The following is a 20614-nucleotide window of genomic DNA, read 5'->3' as shown; positions in this document are numbered from 1 at the left end:
TTTATTTGTTGTAAAATGGATTTTGAACAAGTTTTGGATCAGCAAATAGCTCCTGCTCAAAAATTGGAAAGTAATGGCTATTGTAATCTCTGTATTTTGTAATTGCAGATTGCTGTAAGGCAGGTGAAACAGTTTGCGCCACCATATTTAAAATAATATCTAATCTTCTATAATTATCGCGTTTGGCCATCCTTAAAATATCGAACCAACGTTTACCTTCAAAGGCAAACTCACGAGAACGCTCGGCCAAAATATAATCGCAAATGCCATCCTTATCATTTGGATCTGGAGATTGAGCAGTTGTAGCTACAGCATTTCTCTTTAATCTGATTTCGCTAATAATCTGCAATGCCTCGGTACCTCCATTTGTTTGTGCCAATGCCTCTGCTTTTAACAATAAAATATCAGATAATCGATAAGCCTGCCAGTTTACATATGATGGATTTTCAGTTCCCCATTTTGTAATGCTGAAATCAGAAGTACGGTAAAAATTATCACCTCGGATATCATAAATCCTATCGGGATCTACATCATCAGGAGAAAAGATTTCACTTTGTACATAACTAGAAGCGATAAAGCGTTTTCTCGATTGAACCAAAAGACTGTAAAAAACATTGTTTATTGCACCGGTAGATTGCTGATTGTTGAACTCAAAAATAGTTTCAGTAGAACTTCCTGTATAAAAAACATTAAAGAACCAAGATGAGCCGGCAGATTGCAATGCATATCGCTGAGAATTGATAATTTTTTCACATTCCGCTAAACAGGCCGTGTAATTATCCATCCATAAATAAACATCGGCCAAAAGTGCATTTACCGTAAACTTAGTTACTCTACCTTTATCGGCTACTGTATTACCATAAGTGGTTACTGCGCCAGCTTCGGCCTTTTTAAGGTCAGATACGATTTGAGTTAAGATATCAGCACCCGCTGTTTTTGGCAAATCCTGTAAATCGGTATCTTTTGAGGTTGACGTAAGTTTTAAGGGAACATCCCTAAAACTCTTAACTAAGTAGAAATACATCATACTTCTAAGCGCTAAAACCTCACTTAGAGAAGCATTCAATTGCGCATCTGTTAATGTTGGATCATTGTCCTTAACTGCTGGTGCATAATCTAAAACAATGTTGCAGTAGTTTATGGTGCGATAAAAAGACGACCATCTGCTAATGGTATTGCTTTCTACAATGTTAACATCAAAAATATCTTTTTCTTCATTCGAACCGCCCGGACCAGCATCGATCATATCAGCCCGCATTTCTCCGAACATAAAAATATTCTCAGTTAAGGCCCTATCGCCAGCTGTTGGTGGTGCCGAAAGTAAGGAAGCATAACAGCCAGCAACCGCAGCTTGGATATCTTCCTTCGTTTTCCAAAACCCCTGACGCGTAATTCCATCTCGAGGCTGTAAATCCAACCATTTCTTACAAGATGTAGACATGATCAGCATCATGATTATACCAGTACTATATATAATTTTCTTCATTTTACGGCTGATTAGAAATTAGCGGTTAAACCGAGTGTAACTGTTTTTATTGGAGGTGTTGTAGAATTATCGATAACTGTTGAAAATGCAGAAAGCTTAACCGGAACCTCAGGATCTTGTCCTGTATATTTAGTAAATGTTAATACATTTTCCATCATCAAGTTTGCACTTAACCCTTTCATACCTATGCGCTTTAGGAAGCTTTTGTTAAAATCATATTTCATGGTAATGCTTCGTAAGCGTAAATAAGATCCATCCTCAACATACCTATCAGAGCCTAGAAAATTGTATCCCGTACCATAAGTTGCCCTTGGAATATCAGTTATATCTCCCTCAGATTTCCAACGACGCAACACAGCGGTACTTTGATTGTTAAACCCATACATATTGGTGGTGGTAATTTTAGTTCCGTTAATGATTTGATAACCTGTTCTATAACTAAAATTGGCACCAAACCTAATGTTTCCATTTAGTGTTATACCTGTACCAAAACCACCTGTTAAATTTGGATTACTATTTCCCAAGTAAATAATGTCCTTGTAATCAATATTCCCATCATGGTTAATGTCCTCGTACATGGCATCACCCGGTTGGAAAACATAATCTATTGATGGATAAGCGAAACGCATAAATATTTTCTGTCCGTTAGGGCCGATTATTTGGTTACCACTTTCATCTAATGCAATAGTTGAGTTCGCATCCTTATAAACGCCCTTATATTTAAATCCATAAAAAGAACCGAATGGATTATTTTCTTGAAGATATACCTTAAAAGTGTTGTTATTGGTGATTTTTCCGCCATTTTCCCTAGGATAAAGTGGATCAATCTCACGAATAATATTTTCGTTATGCGAAATATTGAAACTGAAATCTATTCTAAGTTTCTTACTTCTCACTGGTGTGTAGTTAAATGCAAATTCCCAACCTTGGTTATCCATTGTACCAACGTTCATATCAATACCATTATAGCCATTATATGTAGGAATTTGAATACCAGGATAGAACAAATCGGTTGTACGCTTACGGTAAACATCAACATCAACATTTAATCTATTATTTAGTAAAACGATGGTTAAGCCTACGTTAGATTGTGCTACTTTTTCCCAACGTAAATCGGATAATTCGATATTTGTAGGATAAACACCAGCCGTTCCCAAATAACTGAAACCGTAATTTTGATAAGTATTTAGGTATGAATAATCGTTACGCGGTGCATTACCAACAATACCATAACTTGCTCTAAAACTTAAATCATCGATATACTTATTGGCTTTTGCCATAAAAGGTTCGCCAGAAACACGCCAACGAAACGAAGCTGATGGGAACAAACCATAACGGTTATTCGGTCCGAATTTAGAGTTTCCATCTCCTCTAATACCTGCGTTGAAGATGTAGCGATCTAAAAATTTGTATTGTGCATTTAACAACAAACCAACTGAGCGACTCTGTGCATACGATGAGTATGCCGATCCGTTTCCGTTCGTTCTGCTATCAATTGATGGATCTGCCAAGTAAGAAGATGCTGTATTTGTTGTAAACATCCCTTGTCCGGTTCTTCTACTATCGTTACTATCAAATCTTGCAAAAGCAATTAAATCGTGTTTTTTACCCAGTTTTGGTGTGTAGGCTAAAGTGATGTTTGTAGCCATCGTAAAGGAATCGCCATCAGAATCTCCTGCCGAGTTTACAACCGCTTCTGTAAATGGTCTGCCCGTTGCAATTTGTGGTAGAAACGTTTTTACCTTGGTATTGTTAATGTCTGCCTGAAAGTTGGCATTTAATCTTAAGAGATCAGGAATGATTTGATATTGCAATCCAAATTTTGGTATAACCCTTTCGCCGAGTTGACTGTTGCTTGCAGCCATAACCATAGCTAATGGATTATAAGTACCTGCGTATAAACCTTGTGCAGTAACTGCAGGACTAAAATAGTTTGAAGTTAAATTGCCATATTCATCATATTCGTAAACTGCTTGATTGGGCATCTTGTTATAGGCCACATCTCTTACACGTGTGGAATATAAATTTTGATTATCGATATGCGTATAAGCAATATCTGCACTGAAACGGATTTTTGTAGATAGAATATAATCTAAGTTCACCCTTGCACTTAAACGACCTAAACTGGTTCCCTTTGTAGTTCCCTCTTGATTAAAATAGTTTAGTGAGGCACGATACCTGGCCTTTTCACCTCCACCAGAGATTGATAAATTATGATCTTGCAAATAACCAATTCTTGTAATGGATTGTAACCAATCTGTATTATTACTGTAATTGTAATAGTTATAAGGATCGTTTTTATCGTACTGAAATTCCTTTGCAAAATCTGAGGTAGAAAACTGACGATTGGCGTTATAGAATTCTTCCAAAATCAAAGAAGAGTATTGATTACCATTTAACATTGGTATGGCACTCGGCTGTTTTGAATAAGAACCTTTGAAATTATACGAAATATTTGGCGGCCCCATTGCGCCTCTTTTGGTGTTAATTACCAAAACCCCATTTGCAGCCCTCGAGCCCCAAATTGCAGTTGCGGCGGCATCTTTTAACACACTAATATCCTTAATATCAGATGGTGCAATGTTTAATAGTTGACCATAATTATTTTCATCAGAAGTTGCGAAGTTAAAATCAGATGGAATGGTAATATCGTAAGGCATACCATCAACAACGATAAGCGGATCTACGGCACCATTAATAGAAGAGGTACCACGAATCCTGATCTGCATTGGCGCACCTGGATCGCCACTGCTGGCTGCAATATCCAAACCTGCCAATCGTCCCTGCAAAGCCTGATCGATAGATGCGGCCTGCATATCTTCTAATTCTTTTGCGTTAATTGTTCCAATAGCAGAGGTTTGATCTCGTTTATCGATACTCATACCGCTACCATTATCCGTTTTAGCTCTCGACACAATTTGAACTTCATCCATTTGATTATCAGACGATTCTAACTGAAAATTAATAACTGCCTTATCAATGGCGATTGGAGCAGTGGATTTATATCCGATGTAAGAAACTGAAATTCTATAAGTTTTATCAGCAACTGGTAAGGAGTAATTTCCATCAATATCTGATGAAACACCTTTTATTACCCGGCGATCCTTATCAACAATTACAACCGAAGCACCAATAATTGGTTGTTTATCTTTTTTATCGATAATTTTTCCTTTTACGTAATTGATTTGCTGGGCATTTGAGATAGCGCTCACCAACAGGAAACAGCATAAAATACAAAAATGAATAGTATATTTTTTAGTCATATTGGTTAGAATTGATATTTTAAGTAAGCATTAATTTGGTGTATTACCGTTCTGTTTGATAGCACGTTACTTCTATCTGTAGCCCCTAATAATACATTTACTGTTGCGCCGGTTACATCCCTAAGCATTAATGATGATGTTGTATTTAAGGTTACGGTAATCTTTGCTGCATCGCCACCATCGTTTTTTAATAATGATTCGAATTCACCAGTTTTCTGCCCGTCGCTCACTACGGTTGTTTTATTTAGAATGTGGTATTGAAGAAACTTGTTCACCTTGGTAATATCTACACCATCGGTAGAAGTAAAATTTGGAACGCCCGTAGTTACATTACCCGGCAATAAACCTGCTCTAACAGCCAATACTATTGCTGCATTTGTTGGGATAAAAATAGTATAGTTAACGCCATCTGTTAAGCCAGTAATGGCCCCTGTAGCTTTTGTGTACATTACGCTATTGTTTAAATATTGAAAAAAGTTATAGTATGGATCGGTAGGTAACGTACCATATTTTTCTATGTGCTTGCCAATATTTAATACTGTATAGGTTAAGGCCTCCTTACCGTAAACTGCCGCACCATTAATTGGCGTAGTGTTCATTGAATCGATTGGAATAGTTTGCTTGGCAACCAAGGTGCTATCCTGTGTTCCAGAAGAAATTAATCTCCCTCTATCGTATTTGATGTATTCGCCATTAGATGCTTCTAAAATTCCAGAACCTGAAGTAAAGTTTGGAACAGCTCTATCGCCCAGTGGGATAATATGTGTTTGAAGAATGCGCTTTAAAGCTACCGCATCGCCACGAATTGGTGCCGTTACAAAAAATGGATCGTAAGAAAAACCCATTTTTCTTAAGGTAACATCCGAAATCATCACCACCACATATTTTAAAGATGGCGTTTTCAAGGGTATGGTTAATCCAAAGAAACTCAACGCCTGTTTCATAATGCTGTAGTCTGGATCTAAGTTTACGTTGCCATATACCGTAGAAAACACACTTGCATCTTGCGCCTTATTTATTCCATATAAAAAACCATTACTCAATGCTTGCCTATCAATCACATCAGCTGTGGTGCGCTTGGTAACATCGCCCAATGCATTGGTAGTGGCTGTAAATTTAGTTGGCCAAACTGTTGTTGCATAAAGGTGTGAGTTTACGAAATCCCTAACTACATCTGGTGCAACCACGTACAATTCGTTTAGCGTATTAACGCCCCTCTTTTTCCAATACTTTAATAAAACAGTATTAGCATAAGTATTTACCGCACTGTTTGTTGGGGCAAAAATGCTGTACGATCCTGATTGAGCATCGTTTGCATCGGCTTTTAAATAATTTTCATTATTGGGCGCATAAGCCAATAGCGTACTGTAGTTTTTCACATAAACATTGGCTGGCTTACCAGAAAGTACTTCATAACGATGAGAGATATCTGCATTAAGGGTATAAGTAACAAACTTATCTAACAGGTTTTTAAAAACACTGTAATCAGTTTTTTGGTTGATATATTGATCGATACTTTGTGGCGGCGTTAATACCTTATCCACTACGTGTATTACACCGTTTTCGGCAATGATATTGGTTTGTCCATCTACCAATTTACCAGGACCAACGTTATTTCCGTTGTAGGTGCTATTTGGGTAAAAGAAATTATAATCAGCAGCTGATAGGCCAGAAAAAGCCATAAACGGCGATAGGAAATAAGTGATATTTTTATTGTTAAAATCACCAGCAACATATCCATTGTTGCGATTGACATCGATAACCTTAATGGCCTTACCATCCTTATCCAAACCATCGTAAACGAAATCGTAATAAACAGATCTTCTTCTGAAAGCGGTGTTCTTCACAAATCCTTTTACAGAGAAAAAATCACTCAGGCGTTCTACTTTTTCACCATCATAAATCATCGAGTAACGAACGATTTTTGAGGCCAAATCTGCATTTAGCTCGGTGATGGAATTCTCCTGCATGTAAGTATTAAATGCTTGATCATTCGGGGCAAAAATTGTCCAAGAACCTGCGGTGCTTAAGGTTTCCTTGTAACCTGCCTTATCGATACAATCTAAAAATCGAGTAAAGTTTCCTTTGGCTTGAAGCTGTTGATAAATGGGATCACCCAAATTTTCTGGACGGCCATAAAACTCATCGAATTCTTTTTTTCTGCAACTGGTGAGAAAAAAGATAACTGTCAAAAAGACGATTAAAAATTTTGGTAAAATTTTACTCATAGCAATTTTATTAGATAAAACGGGCACAAAGCAAACTGCAAACTAAAATCTAAATCAGCTACGGAGGGATAATAAATGCGGACTTATGAAAGGAGTAGATTTTTATTGCATAGAATACTACTAGCGAACGTTAATTTTAATATTTGGTTAATGGTTATTTGGTTAGTAAAATAAGTGACTAAATATATTAACATTAGCGATTTCCGCCATCCTGTACTATCCTGCCGATTTATTGTAAAATATTAGCATAGAATAGAAATATGGATTCAATAGCGATATAAAACGATTTACTACGTTATTAACATTCGAAAAAAAGATTTAAAAGTGCTACGATTTCGTAAAAAACTTTTGATTAATGTTAGAAATACGGGGTTATCGTAACAGGACCGATTAGTCCAGATGGCATGATTGACCAATTTGAAGCATCAAATTCCTTGTAATTGATGTTCACAAAGTTGATCTCATGGTAATTTCGCCATTGAATTTTCTTCAGATCCATATCGCGAATTCGGTTTGCCATTAAGTTTACCACTTCTACCTTGATCGTATTTTCACCAGCTTTAAGGTATTTCCCTATGCGAGCCTCAAAAGGAATACTCCAAAGAATGCCGACTTCTTGTCCATTAATCCAAACACGAGCACTTTCATCTACCTGATTGAGATTTAAAATGTACTCTTTTGCATTTTTGCTTGGCAAATTAAAGTTCGAAATATAAACGCCAGTACCAGAAAAGGCTGCCAATTTTGGATCATTTAAATGCGTCCATGAGGTTAGTTTATTCAGCTTTTGATCTGCTGGAATTTCCGGTCCACCTGCAGTAAAATGTAGCGACCAAGGCTTAGTTAAGTTGATTTTCTGAGCAGCTTTATTCAGGTATGTCCAAGTTTTATTCTCAAACTGTTCTTTCGATACATTAAGAAAAAGCGTTTCCCCTGATTTAATTTGTACTCGAACCTTGTTTCCTTGCATCTCAGCTTTGCCCAATAATCCACTTTGTGGATCAAGAATCACCACTTTTCCCGTTTCATTTAATGGCAAATATGTATCGATTGCCTTTGCCGTATGATTGACCAAGAAATAATAGTGACCAGATGCTGTTTTTCTTCTGATGAATTGTAAACCCGAATCTGTTAATTCTTCCCTGTTGATTGTATTTGCTTTTAACGCCAACTGAATATTGTTGGAAAGAATGATTTTTCCCTTTCCGGTTTTGAATGTTGAAATTCCTTTTTCATCTACAAAAGCCAATTTAGATAACGATGATTTTAACTTTTCTCTTCTCTTTTCCAGATCGTTAAGTCCGGGAACATCTTTGGGTAATTCCTGAAAAACAACTGTTGCTCCGTTAGTTGCCAATTGTACGATCTTATCTATAGTTTCCGGGCTCATCATGTTACTTGCTGGAATGATCAACACTTTATACGGTGATGCATTTTCGGCTGTTTTAAGCTGATTATTGCTCACGGTACTTTTGTTCAATAATCTATCGGAAGCAAAATCAAAAGAATAACCAGATTTTGAAAGTTCCTTAGTCAATTTATAAAAAGGTGTTGGGTGCAACCATTCATCTACGTCGTGAACTTTTAAGGCCATATCCAAACCTTTTGCACGATTCCAAACATCGTAAATTGGCCAATAAATTAATAGCTCATTATCTGCTTCTCCCGCTTGCAAAATAGATTGACAACGGGCAATATAATTATTTAAGCCTTTCGCATGCGGCCACAAACTATTGTTCGGATTCATTTCTACCGATGCATAAAACAGCCAACCTGGCCAAGACACATTTGTAGGCGAATTTGTAGTTCCATGATAAAAAATATGATTTATACCGGCTAAAAAAAGTTGTTCTGCTTCTGGTTTACATTGCGAATAAGAGGTTTTAAAGTGTTCGGTGAGCCACGTAAATGTTTCTGATGAAACCAATTTCTTGCCTCCCGTATGTGCAGCAGAAGAAGCGAACTTGCACATCATCGGGTCGGGATCTACATTGCGAATGTCTGCAGAATCTCTGCGTAAACCCGGAATATCAAATGCGCTTGAACCAAAGGTTTCTGTCTCTGGAATATCTACGGCACCATAAAGATCGAGTAAATTGCCTGGCGATCCATGCGATTGGTTTTTAGTTAAAGATTTAAGTCCATGTGCCCAATTAGTCCAATTTTTGGTGAAATTATCCAAAAGCAATTCATCCATTGTTTCACGATAATCAGATTTCAATCGAGCGATTTGCTCACTTGTAGAATCTTTGCTCACCAACTCTTTAATGTGCTTGGAAAGATCGTATCCCCTTTTCTTTTTAAATTCTGCGAAGAAAGTTGGCGTCCATGTGGCGCCGTAAACTTCATAGCTGTCGTTAAAAAATGATCTCACACCTTGAGGTTTATTAGCGAAAGAATCTGTAAAACGCTTTAGATAAACATCGACCGATTTTTTGTCCAAATGATCTAAGGTAAATCCCTCGCCACCTGGAGCAGCACGTTTAACCATTTGTCTGGTTTTGCCTGCAAAGGCTGCATAAATATTCCAAACGCCAGATTTTGGCGACCAATTTAATGCGCCATCTTGCTGAACTGAAGAAAGTAAATCTTCAGTTTCTCCATTCGGACCATAAGCCGTAACCGCCTGCAATTTTGCGAAATCTTGCTTGGCCTCTTTTACTTTTAGGTTTTCACTGAGCTTTTCTCCTGCACTCAATTTGTAATCTTGGATGATCAATTTTGTTGCCGCATTCTCTGGTTTTACTTGCGGACCGCCAAATGGCCAACCTGTTCCGGTATTCATATCTACACCCAATCCTAAGGTGTTTGATTCTTTAATGGTGTAATGAAGTGCATTCATCCACGCTGGGGAAAGAAATTGCAAATACTGCTTTTCGAAACCAACAGCACCATAAATTGGGGTAATTTCTACACCACCCAAACCTGCTGCTGCATATTTTTGTAAAACGATTTTTAAGTTGTTGTCATCAACGGCATTTCCCATCCACCACCACCTTGTCCAAGGTTTCATTTGCTTTTCTACAGTTGGCCAAGCCAGCATATTTTTAGCAGGCAGTTGAGCAATGGCGATATTAGAAAGTAAAACACCAATTGATAAAATGTACAGAAATCGTTTCGTTTGCATAGCTATTAATCTAGGTGAAATACCATTTTCAAAGGAGAACTTTTTGGGGAATGATCAGGATTGGTTTCCATAATATCGGCCATGTATGCCCACCATTTCTGCACAATTTTGGTGCTACCCAAATCTTGAGATGAGTTGCCGCTTTGTTGTTGAACCGCAAACAAAGTATTGGTTTCTTCATCCAAAAAAATCGAATAATCGCTGATTCCATTTTCCTTTAGCAAAGCTGATAATTCTGGCCAAATTTGTTCGTGACGAGATTTATATTCAGCCTCAAATCCGGGTTTAAGTTTCATTTTAAATGCAATTTTCATTTTATTGTTGTTTTATGTTATTCTAAAATTATTATCATTCTGCGAAGTTCGTCTATTTTAAATGTACAAATCGGGCAATGGCAACCTTTAATTTTGCTGTCATTCTGAACATAGTTAAGAATCTGCAGCCGATGAGCAATGCTCAAACCTAACCCGCTAATTTTTGGTTCGGTGGTATATTTGCGGCAGTTTTCCATGGCATGGGATTCTTCACTGCGTTCAGAATGACAAAACTATGCGTTTGTCGGTCGTCATGCTGAATTCACTTCAGCATCTCTCCTGCGAAGCCGCCTTGCATTTCCACTTGGAGTCATTCCCGCGTAGGTGGGAATCTTAAAGCTTTGGCATTACCTGAATCAAGTTCAGGATGACGACCGCTTTTAGCAAAACGCCTAACCATCACGTTACGCTATTAAGGTACTGAATCAAGTTCAGGATGACGACCGCCTAACAAACTGCCTAACCAAATATCTAGCTCTTATTTAATTTTAAAAGTAATATCAGTTTTATTATCAGACTTGGATTTGATGGTAAGTATTTTATTTATCACAAGCGGACTAACAAATCCGGAATATTGATTAGCAATTAAACTTACGCCATTTTCTGTCATCACCTCTGGTTGATTATTACCTGACCAATGTATTCTTAGCTCATATTTATGAACTGTAGGTTTAAATTGCCCAACAGGTTTTGCAATTTTAATCGTAAGTCCATCAGCCTTTAAAGAAGATGTAATATTGGTCACCGCGAAATTTCCAGTTTTATAATTCGAGCTCAAATTATCGTCTTCATAAAGATCATAGCTAGATTCTCCGAAAGGAAAAATATCTAAAGTAATTACATCAACAGGCTTTTCGCCACTGTAAATCATTTCAGGCTGCATTGGTATAATACTTCCGGCTTTTACAAATAATGGAATCGTATCCAACGGTGCAACTACATGATGATAACTTTTGCCCTCGTATTTCTCTCCGCTCCAATAGTTAAACCAAGTACCTTTTGGCAAGTAAACCGATCGGGTAATGGCGCCATTTGTAGTTACGGGAGCAACCATTAAATTATCTCCAAACATATACTGATCGCCAATTTCATATACATTTTCATCATCTTGATGACTCAAAACCAAGGCCCGCATCATCGGCAAACCTGTTTCGTATTGTTGATGCATGCTGGTGTACATATACGGGAATAATCTGTACCGCAAAAGATCATATTTTTTGAAGTTTCTCAACGCATCTTCACCATATTTCCAAGGTTCTTTATAACCTGGATGATCCATTCCAAAAACCAGCGCAATCGGACTAAACATGCCAAACTGTACCCATCGGATATACAATTCTGGATCGGCCTGGTGCTCGAAACCACCCATACAATGTGCCCAAGAACCCACTCCAGAGAGGCCAACATTTAATCCCGCTTTAATTACTGGCGCAAAATATTGCCATTCGCTCGGCCAATCGCCAGCAAAAATATAGGGGTAGCGTTGTATGCCGGAGTAACCCTCACGAGTTTGATTTAATCCTCTAAAACCGTTAAATTTCTCAAATTCTAAAAATGGTGCTTTGGCATAAGCAATTGGAAAAACATTATGCAAACGCTGTGCGTCTTTGCCCGTCGGACCAATTTTTTCACTTTCATTGGCCAAGGCTCCAAATGCACTTCCCTCATCGGTTTTTAAAAATTTTGCGCCCAATTTTGCTACACGCATTACGCCGTTTTCCCACCACCATTGCGTAGCTTTATCATCGAAAAAGTTTACAAATTCGCCAGGTTTACCATTCTCTGGGTAAGTAAATCCCTTTGCTTGTGCTTGATCTAAGAGATTTAACTTTTTCGCATTATCAAACCGTGGCCGAAGGTGCAAACCTACCATTTTGTAGTTCAATGCGTAAATGCTATCGAACATACTTTTAGGATCCTTAAAAGTCTCTCTCCACTCGAAAGAGGTAGCGCCCTTGCCACCAATTTCTCCGAAAAGTCTCCAAGTAGAATCCAGCCAAAGTAAATCGACTGGAATTCCTAATTCCCTATATTTTTTAGCCAATTCAACCACATAATGGTCTGAAGTTTTTTCTTCATGTCCCCAAGTTCCGCCGCTATAAGTACCTGCATGCAAACCCAAAGCAAATTGAGGCAACATAGGCGATTTGCCTGTTATAGAGGTATAAGAATTTAAGATGGCTGGAAAAGTTGGGCCATAAATGAAGTAGTAATCCAATTCACCATCAGCAGCCTTAAAACTGTATTGATCTTTATTTGATGAACCCATATCCCACTCCGTGGCAAAAGAATTATGCAGAAAAATGCCATAACCCTTAGTACTCATAAAAAAAGGAACAGGGCAATAATTTGCCTCTAAAATATTGTATGCGCCAATTGCATGCGGTAATCCTTTTCCACGGCCCACATTTAGGGTTACTTTTTTAAAACGTCGATCCATAAAATCCATACGCTCCCCGAAACCGAAGAAATGTTCGTCCGCTTGCAATTTCTTGGTTACGCCAACCTTTGTGTTTTCCTTGGCAATTGATCCATTGACTTCAGCATTTAACAGCTTTCCTTTTGCGTCGAAAACATCGATTTTAAAAGGTGCCTTATTTATTTTAATGATGAGTTTTGAAGTGGTAATAATGAACTGATCTTTCTTATCCTCAACTTTTGCGGTAACATTTGTCCAATTGTAATTGATCACCATCAAGTTTTCATCCTTTTCAAATTGACCGCTCCAACTTGTTCTTACCCTAAACATTTCTGGGGTACAGAAATCGAACTTCACCTCTCCTTTGGATGTTGAAAATGAAATTGCATTTCCTTGCCTTTTAAAGCCTGTTTTGTAATCGCCTATGGTTTGCGAATAAGCTGAAAATGATATTAAAATTAATGCAAGGACTAAATATTTTTTCAACATATTATTTTATTTCCAATTGATTGATAACCACTCCAGGATCTAGCAAATAAACTTTTATTACCGATTTACCTGTTTTGGTAATTTGATGTTTTGTAATTCCTGAGGCATAGCCCTGCAATACATTTAGTTTCCAGATATTATTTTCTGAAGCAGGTGAAACGTTAATAATTTGAGGTTGATCTCCATTTACCGAAATGGCGTAACGTACTTTGATACCGTTATTTACGCCTTGGGTTGGCAAACATTTCACTTCAATAGAATGCTCGCCTTCAGTTTCAAAATCGATATTATAAACTGCGTATGATGCAGTCGCAATTTCATTCTCTTGAATTGGTTGCGTTGTAAATGGATAAACTGAAATACCAGAATCGCTTATCCCTAAACCTTTAATATTTTGTAAGTCACTTCCTTTCTGTGCAACTTTATCATCAAAATTGGATGCTTTTATTATAATTGGTTTCTTAATGCTTTCTGCTTGACCAATTGCTTTCTTAACAATCGTATCTGCAACCTTTGGCATATCGAAAACCGGCAATTTGCGTGGCCGGTAATCCATCATCCCATTCCATTTACCACCAGCAATTTCTTCGTTGTATTTTTTGGTGATCAGCTTAATTTGTTCAAAGGCCGCTCTCGATTTTTTAGAATAATCCAATGCTGTTTGATCTCCTTTTTCTGCCAATGCCAAACTTTTTTTCGCATAAAGTATTTTCTGATTCATTAAATAGGCACCTTGAACTGGATAAAGAATTAATTCAAAGTAAGCATCCTTTAATCGTTCGGGCATTTTATTGGAGAGGTTTTTAGCTTGGTTATAGATTTTCTCATAGGCAACCAATCGTTCATTCGCTTGCTCCTCGGTAAAATTTACACTGCTCATGTGTTCTGGTTTGGCCTCGTGACCTAAGCGATAATACACAGCTTTGATATCGGCTATTGGTTTGGCAAATTCCTTTCCAAAAGTTTCTGCTGCCCAGCTTTCTGCATAATTGTGAGCATTTTCGGGTTTCCATTTATTGATATCCCAAGCTAAATCCATGGCGAACTGCGTTTCCATTTCGGCAGGTTTGATATCGCCAACATTGATTACCCACAACCGATCGGCTTTGTATTGATAAGCCTTGGTTAGTTCATAAGAAATTAAAGATGGAGAAATAGACGAAAGCCACAAATAATCATGTGGTGAACCCCAATAAGATATGTGGTAATAAACTCCGCTTCCGCCCGAGCGTTTCTGTTCTTCAGGGTTAGAAAGTTGACGAACATAACCATGATTATCATCCGCCCAAACAATGGTTACATCATCAGGAAGTTTTAATCCGGCTTGGTAAAGCGACAAAACTTCTTTGTAAGGACAAAATATTTGGGGAATGGAACTTAATGAGCTACTAATGTTTTTACTTAAAATTTCTCGCTGATCAGTTATAACCTGCCCAAGCAATTTCACTTTTTCATTTTTGTCCTTTGGCCCGGGCATACTTCCATCATGTATGCCTCTCATGCCTACGGTGTAAACGGCCTCGTAATTTTTGGCTTCGATCACTCTATCTGTCCAATATTTATCCATTTCGTTTTTATTCAGATCGTAACGCCATTCGCCTGGTTTTTTGCCGTATTCGTGTTCAAAATTCTCTGCCCATTCAAACACATTATTCCTCAACATGGGTTCGCAGTGGCTGCCACCTAAAACAATGGCATATTTATCGGCAATTTTAGGATTTTCTTTATAGTAGAAAAACGCTTTGGTAGAGGGATGCATAGCCGGCCAAATGTAGTTGGCTTTTAATCTTAATAACAATTCGAATATCTTGGTATAGGTTTTTGGTCCAAGGTCTTTTACATCAGTATCCATATTTTTAGTCGCCCAAGGTTGAATTCCCCAATCTTCATCATTGATAAAAATACCACGGTACTTCACAGATGGTGGCCCAACTAAACTTTCTCCAGCGGTAACAAAAAGCGCTTTCTTAGTTGCCGGCTTAACATCGGCCCACCAACTCAACGGAGAAACACCAAGCATTCTAGATAATTCGAAAACACCATAGGCTGTCCCTCTTCTATCACTACCAGCAATAACCAATGCTCTCTTTACGCCTTTAATTGGATTTTCGATCACCGAGATGGAAAAGGTTTCCCATTTCCCTTGCAGACTAGATCGATTTATTTTTCCAGTCTTCGCTAATTGATCAATAAATTTAGATTGACCGAGCGTACCAATAATTACTGGGCAAGCACTTAAATTTTGATCATCTTGTTTTACAATCGGGCTGAGATTTGTTAACAGATTAATGTCGTTTTTAAAAGCATCTGCGGCAATTGAAACTACATCTGCATCCCTTCCATCGATATAAATGGTAGCAGTTTTTCCTTTTTCGGCAAGCGGAAATGATAAGGGAATATTAATTTCAGAAACACCAATCTTTTGGCTCTGTGTTTTTTGCGCCAAAAGTAAATTCGGCACAAAAAACAACAAAGTTATTATGGATAAACAATAGGGATTTCTAATTTTCATTTCTTATTTCTTCAATTTATAAACCTCGGCTCCTGCTAACAAGAAACAACCTAAACCATAATCCTCGAAATCAGGCTTGCTGGTATAAGTTACCGGCTGACCATCTTTTGGCTCTTTACCTGTTCCTTGAGTGAAACCCAAAAAACCATTTTTTTGAACCGCATCTTTAGTCATACCGTTCCAGGCTTTTGTAATAATTGGTAAATATGTTGCTTTATCTAAAATCCCCTGGTTTACGCCCCAAGCCATTCCATATACAAATAGCGCTGTTCCTGAGGTTTCTTTACCTCCGAAATGATTGGGATCGTGTAAACTCACATTCCAAAAACCATCCGCACGTTGCAATGGAACCAGCGCCTTAATCATTTCGTGGTAGGTTTTTAAGTATTCATCATATCCAATGGCATCCTTTGGCATGGTTTCCAACACACGAACAAAAGCGGCAACCACCCAACCATTACCACGCGACCAATAACAATCTTCTCCATTTGGCTCTTTGTAAGGTGGAACAAAATCTTTATCTCGCCACCAAAGTCCGTCTTTAGCATTGTATAAACCACCACCTTGCACATTTTTGCTATGCAAATACATTTTGTACATATAATCATAGTATGAATTATCATTGTATAATTTTCCCAATTTGGCAAAAACTGGCATGCCCATTTGTAAGGCATCAATCCATGTCCAATCATCAACTTTACCTGATTTCACCATTAAATCCATAGATGTTTTGATATCCTTAACGCGTTCTGGTTTTTTATCAATGTTATATAAATCGATATAAGTTTGTCCGCAGGCTTGGTTATCGGCATCACGGGTTTTTACACCATCTCTTAAGCCCCATTTATGTTTCTCGCCCCATTCAACTGCATAATCATAATATTTTCGATCAGGATTAATCTGATATAAAGCCATTAATCCCTCATAATAAACGGCTCTCGTCCATAAGTTACTCGGTCTTTCTTTATTTGTGATGATGGATTTTCCTGGATCAGGCCACTTATCCATAAAATAAGTATTGGTAGATTTTAAAACCCTTAAAACAGCCTTTTTATTTGGTAATTTTTGAGCGAAAAGCTGCCCAGCTATAATCAATAAAAATGCGGAACTGAATATAAATTTCTTCATTGTGGTATTTTTATTTTGAGCTTTGATCATATACTTTATGATGTAATCAAAACTTATTTTAATTCGATTTTATGTGCCTCTGCGAAAATCTGCCTTTTAAAATCCCCTTTAATCTGTGGGAAAAACTTTGCGTCAATTCGATTTTGGTTTGGGTTTTAACTCATCAGGACTATCTTTTGTAAAGGTATCGAATTGAATTTTCGATGGACTTTCGACGATATCTTTCACGGTGTTAAACGCCACTTCGTATTTTGGATTAAACTTCTCAGACATCATATACTGCTGCAAACTAAAATAAAGTTGTTCTGATGCAGGTGAATTTTTTAGATCTGGTGAAAGGTTCGCACTCGAGACAATTAATTTTCCTTTACCCACTTTCGCCTCCAATACCAATGCTAACCTGCGATTTAAAAACCAAGTATCAATCGGCTGAATGATCGGTCTAAAACCTGACGGAAAATCTTCCAGATTCATTACCTGAGCTTTGTTTACGATTTCCCACCATTGCATATCGCTGTGGTATTCTGTTGGAAAATTAGCTAAAGCTGGATTTTTCGGGTCGCACAAAATACCCAAAGTGTGTGGTGGACGCATTTTAAACCATGATGTATTCCAAAATACAGGCAAAAATGTTTGTACCACTTCCTTGCCTTTTACTACTTTGCCAGCTGCATTAAGAAACACATTTCCTCCCTCATCTAATATTTTCTTAGCTTGATCATCTAGTTTATCGGTGTAATAGAAAATCGATTTAATCTTTGGCAATTCTGCCGGATAAACCCAAAAATTCCAATCGTTTGCGAATTCAGTCCCATCTATCTTAACTTCTAAGTTGAATTGAGTAGCTGTTTTTATGGTACTTAAGGCAAAATGAATATCGCCAATTTGGATGCAATTGGTAACAGGCAAAGTTTTTTGATCAAAAGTTCCCTTTTCCAAAACGGTACCCGAAACATCTTTTATGGTCCACGAAAGTTTAGCATTTGTTAATGGAGCTTTTCCAAAATGAGCGACCTCTACTGCGGCATCCAAACTTTCATTATTGGTATAAACGAATTTCGAAACCTTAAGTAACGGAACCGTGCTGTTAGAAAATCTTTTGAATTCTTTAGCCGTGATGTAACCTTTTTCATCCCAAAAGGCATCTAAAACACCAACCAATGCAGTTCCTTGTCCGGGATAATCGTTTAAAGAAAGTAACTGATAACCATTGTAATTCGGTGTTCTTAATGCTTTTTCGATTTCATTTTTATAGCAAAGGGCTTGCAGCTTACCAGATGCCATTAAAAAATCTTTTGCTTGATCGGCCATATCGTGATCGGCCAAATCCTCCTGAAACATCTCAAAGTTCTTCGCCCGATAAACGCCGGTATATTTTTTCATTTCCTCGAAATTCGGAAATACGCAATATTGGCCCATTTCATGTGCTACAAAAGGAACAGTAAATTGTTCGATCTGCTTGGCATAAGTAGAAATGCTCTCGGGTTTTTTATTCCAATCTAAACCTCTTGCACCAGCACGAACCATAAATTCATTGTTTGGAATAACTGGCCAGCTACCGCCTACCGACGCACCAGTATATAATCTTCTTGAATCTTTAGCTTTCCAATAATCATTGAATTTGGTTAAATATTCTACTTGTCTACCACGAGGTTCGTTTCCATAAGCCATCATACAAAAGGATGCATAATTGCCGTAGTTTTTAGTCATGCGGTTGGTTTCATCGTAGATAAACTGGTCGATTGGTTTTCCATCGCCAATAGATGAACCGTGATTTGCCCAACTTGGACCTTCTGGTTGCAAGTAAAATCCAGTTAAATCTGCCGCAATAAAGGCGGCCTCTGGTGGGCACCACGAATGGAAACGCATGTGATTTAAGCCATGAGCTTTCGAAATTTTAAATATTCTTTCCCAGGCGGCAACATCCATAGCGGGATAGCCTGTTAGCGGAAACTCGCAATTGTTAACGGTTCCACGTAAGAAAACCGGGCGACCGTTAATTTCAAAACTCCTACCAACGGCCTTAAATTCCCGCATTCCAAACTGGACTTGCTTTTCATCTTTCTTGCCATCTTTAGCCGATAGTGATGCCGTTAAACGATATAAAGCGGGATCAAATTCATCCCATGTGGCTATTTTATTCCCCATTGGCAAATCAATTTCCAATGAACCTACGCCATTTTTAATTTGATAAGGCGCACTTATAGGCTTTACGCTGAGTATATCTTTTGTATTGAAACTCTTAGCGGATAAAGTAATCGTACCATTTGAAGAAACATTGGCGCCAGCCTTAAGCTGAATTTTCACTTTTGCTGATTTTTTCTTTAAATCTGGAAAGATTTGAATATCCTCAAAATAAACTGGAGAACCGGCTTGCAAAAACATTTTTCCAACTACGCCGTTCCAATTGCCCTGAGTATGATCGGTTAAACTATGCGAATCCTGACCAACGTTAATGGCCTTGATTCGATTATCGATTAATAAAGTGATGGTATGTTTTCCTGCTTTTAAATTTGCTGGGAGCTCAAAAGTTTGGGCAACAACAAAAGTAAATTGGGTGCCAATCTCTATATCATCAATCCATACTCGGGTTTCAGAATGTGGATACTCTAAAGATAAAACTACACGTTGACCTTTCCATTTTGCAGGAATTTCCACATCCTTTTGATACCAAGCAGCACCAGTGTAATGTTTGGCAGGTGTTAACCAAAAAGGAATTTTCAGGTTTCCAGGCTTACGGTATTTCTCTAACCTGGGATGATAAAAATAGGAGCTATCGTAGATACTACCGGTCCATTTTGTTTTTAGGGTAATGTCGTCGCCCTTGATGTTTTCAGCCATGGAGCCAGGCAGATTGATGGTTTCAGGGAGAACAGTAGAATACCATTTGCCTTTGATTCCTTCATCCTTGGCATCTATTTTAAACCTCCACTTCCCTTTTAAGGAAATGTTTTGGGCCTGTAGATTTATTGAAAATATAATAACCAAGCATATAGCCGTAACTATGCATTTGGTAAATAATGATGCTTTTGTGTGCATATTTTTTGAAAGCAATGAATGCTAAGCATTCGTAATATCTGGTTAAAGCCACTATTATAAGGTTTAAAACAGATATAGGCAACCTGTAGTGTCCTGCTTAAATTCGTTCTAGTGCTTAAAACCGTTTAAACGACGCTTAAACAAATTGTAAAATGTTTGCGACTGCTGGTATATTATCTCTCCTGCTAAGCTTTGGTGCTATCAAGATCCTGACCACGAAGTAGCTACAACGCCGCTTACAATAACTACCCACTTGTAAATCAAGTTCAGGATGACGACCGTTCATGTTTGGTTTTTTTAACAATTAGCTTAACCGCTCTGCCTAGCCTATCGTCATTCTCGCGTATACGGGAATCGTAATGAATTTGCAAAACCAACCGCATTAAGATTCCCAATTAAATTGGGAATGACGGCCGTTCTTTGTCGATTTTCTATTCTTTATGCCTAACCACCACGTCATGCTGAACTCGGTTCAGCATCTTTCATGCTTAGCGTCCATGCTATTAAGATCCTGAATTAAGTTCAGGAGGACGACTGCTCTTTTATGTGTTTCTTCGCAGTTGCATACGCCTAGAACTTGCTTTCCAAATCCTTATTTCCTCCCGCAGA

General features: G+C 37.9%; 9 protein-coding genes. All 9 read right to left on the bottom strand.

Features of this window, described 5'->3' with window-relative positions; all coding sequences use genetic code 11:
* Position 1: 1 nt before the first annotated feature.
* Positions 2 to 1486 carry a RagB/SusD family nutrient uptake outer membrane protein gene (locus EZ449_RS16210; protein ID WP_131560737.1) on the bottom strand — a complete coding sequence of 495 codons (1485 nt, stop codon included), beginning with the start codon at positions 1484 to 1486 and terminating at the stop codon, positions 2 to 4.
* 11 nt (positions 1487 to 1497) lie between these two features.
* Positions 1498 to 4749, bottom strand: a complete 3252-nt coding sequence (locus EZ449_RS16205; RefSeq protein ID WP_131560735.1) for a SusC/RagA family TonB-linked outer membrane protein — start codon at positions 4747 to 4749, stop codon at positions 1498 to 1500.
* A 5-nt stretch (positions 4750 to 4754) separates the two neighbouring features.
* Positions 4755 to 6977, bottom strand: a complete 2223-nt coding sequence (locus EZ449_RS16200; protein ID WP_131560733.1) for a fasciclin domain-containing protein — start codon at positions 6975 to 6977, stop codon at positions 4755 to 4757.
* A gap of 358 nt (positions 6978 to 7335) precedes the next feature.
* Positions 7336 to 10104, bottom strand: a complete 2769-nt coding sequence (locus tag EZ449_RS16195; protein WP_131560731.1) for a glycosyl hydrolase — start codon at positions 10102 to 10104, stop codon at positions 7336 to 7338.
* A 5-nt stretch (positions 10105 to 10109) separates the two neighbouring features.
* Complete coding sequence (gene rhaM, locus EZ449_RS16190) at positions 10110 to 10418, bottom strand: L-rhamnose mutarotase (protein WP_131560729.1); 309 nt, start codon at positions 10416 to 10418, stop codon at positions 10110 to 10112.
* Between the two features lie 478 nt (positions 10419 to 10896).
* Positions 10897 to 13326, bottom strand: coding sequence for a glycoside hydrolase family 31 protein (locus EZ449_RS16185; protein ID WP_131560727.1), 2430 nt, complete (start codon positions 13324 to 13326; stop codon positions 10897 to 10899).
* 1 nt (position 13327) lies between these two features.
* The gene (locus tag EZ449_RS16180) at positions 13328 to 15838 is read right to left on the bottom strand and encodes a glycosyl hydrolase 115 family protein (RefSeq protein WP_131560725.1); all 2511 of its coding nucleotides are present in this window, start codon (positions 15836 to 15838) and stop codon (positions 13328 to 13330) included.
* Between the two features lie 3 nt (positions 15839 to 15841).
* Positions 15842 to 16966, bottom strand: coding sequence for a glycoside hydrolase family 88/105 protein (locus EZ449_RS16175; RefSeq protein WP_131560723.1), 1125 nt, complete (start codon positions 16964 to 16966; stop codon positions 15842 to 15844).
* A gap of 132 nt (positions 16967 to 17098) precedes the next feature.
* Positions 17099 to 20005 carry an exo-beta-1,4-galactosidase gene (locus tag EZ449_RS16170; protein WP_131560721.1) on the bottom strand — a complete coding sequence of 969 codons (2907 nt, stop codon included), beginning with the start codon at positions 20003 to 20005 and terminating at the stop codon, positions 17099 to 17101.
* Positions 20006 to 20614: the final 609 nt, after the last annotated feature.

Source organism: Pedobacter frigidisoli (assembly GCF_004331675.1).
Lineage (GTDB): Bacteria > Bacteroidota > Bacteroidia > Sphingobacteriales > Sphingobacteriaceae > Pedobacter > Pedobacter frigidisoli.
The sequence above is the reverse complement of the archived record's forward strand: the minus strand, read 5'-3'. Positions and strand labels throughout refer to the sequence as shown.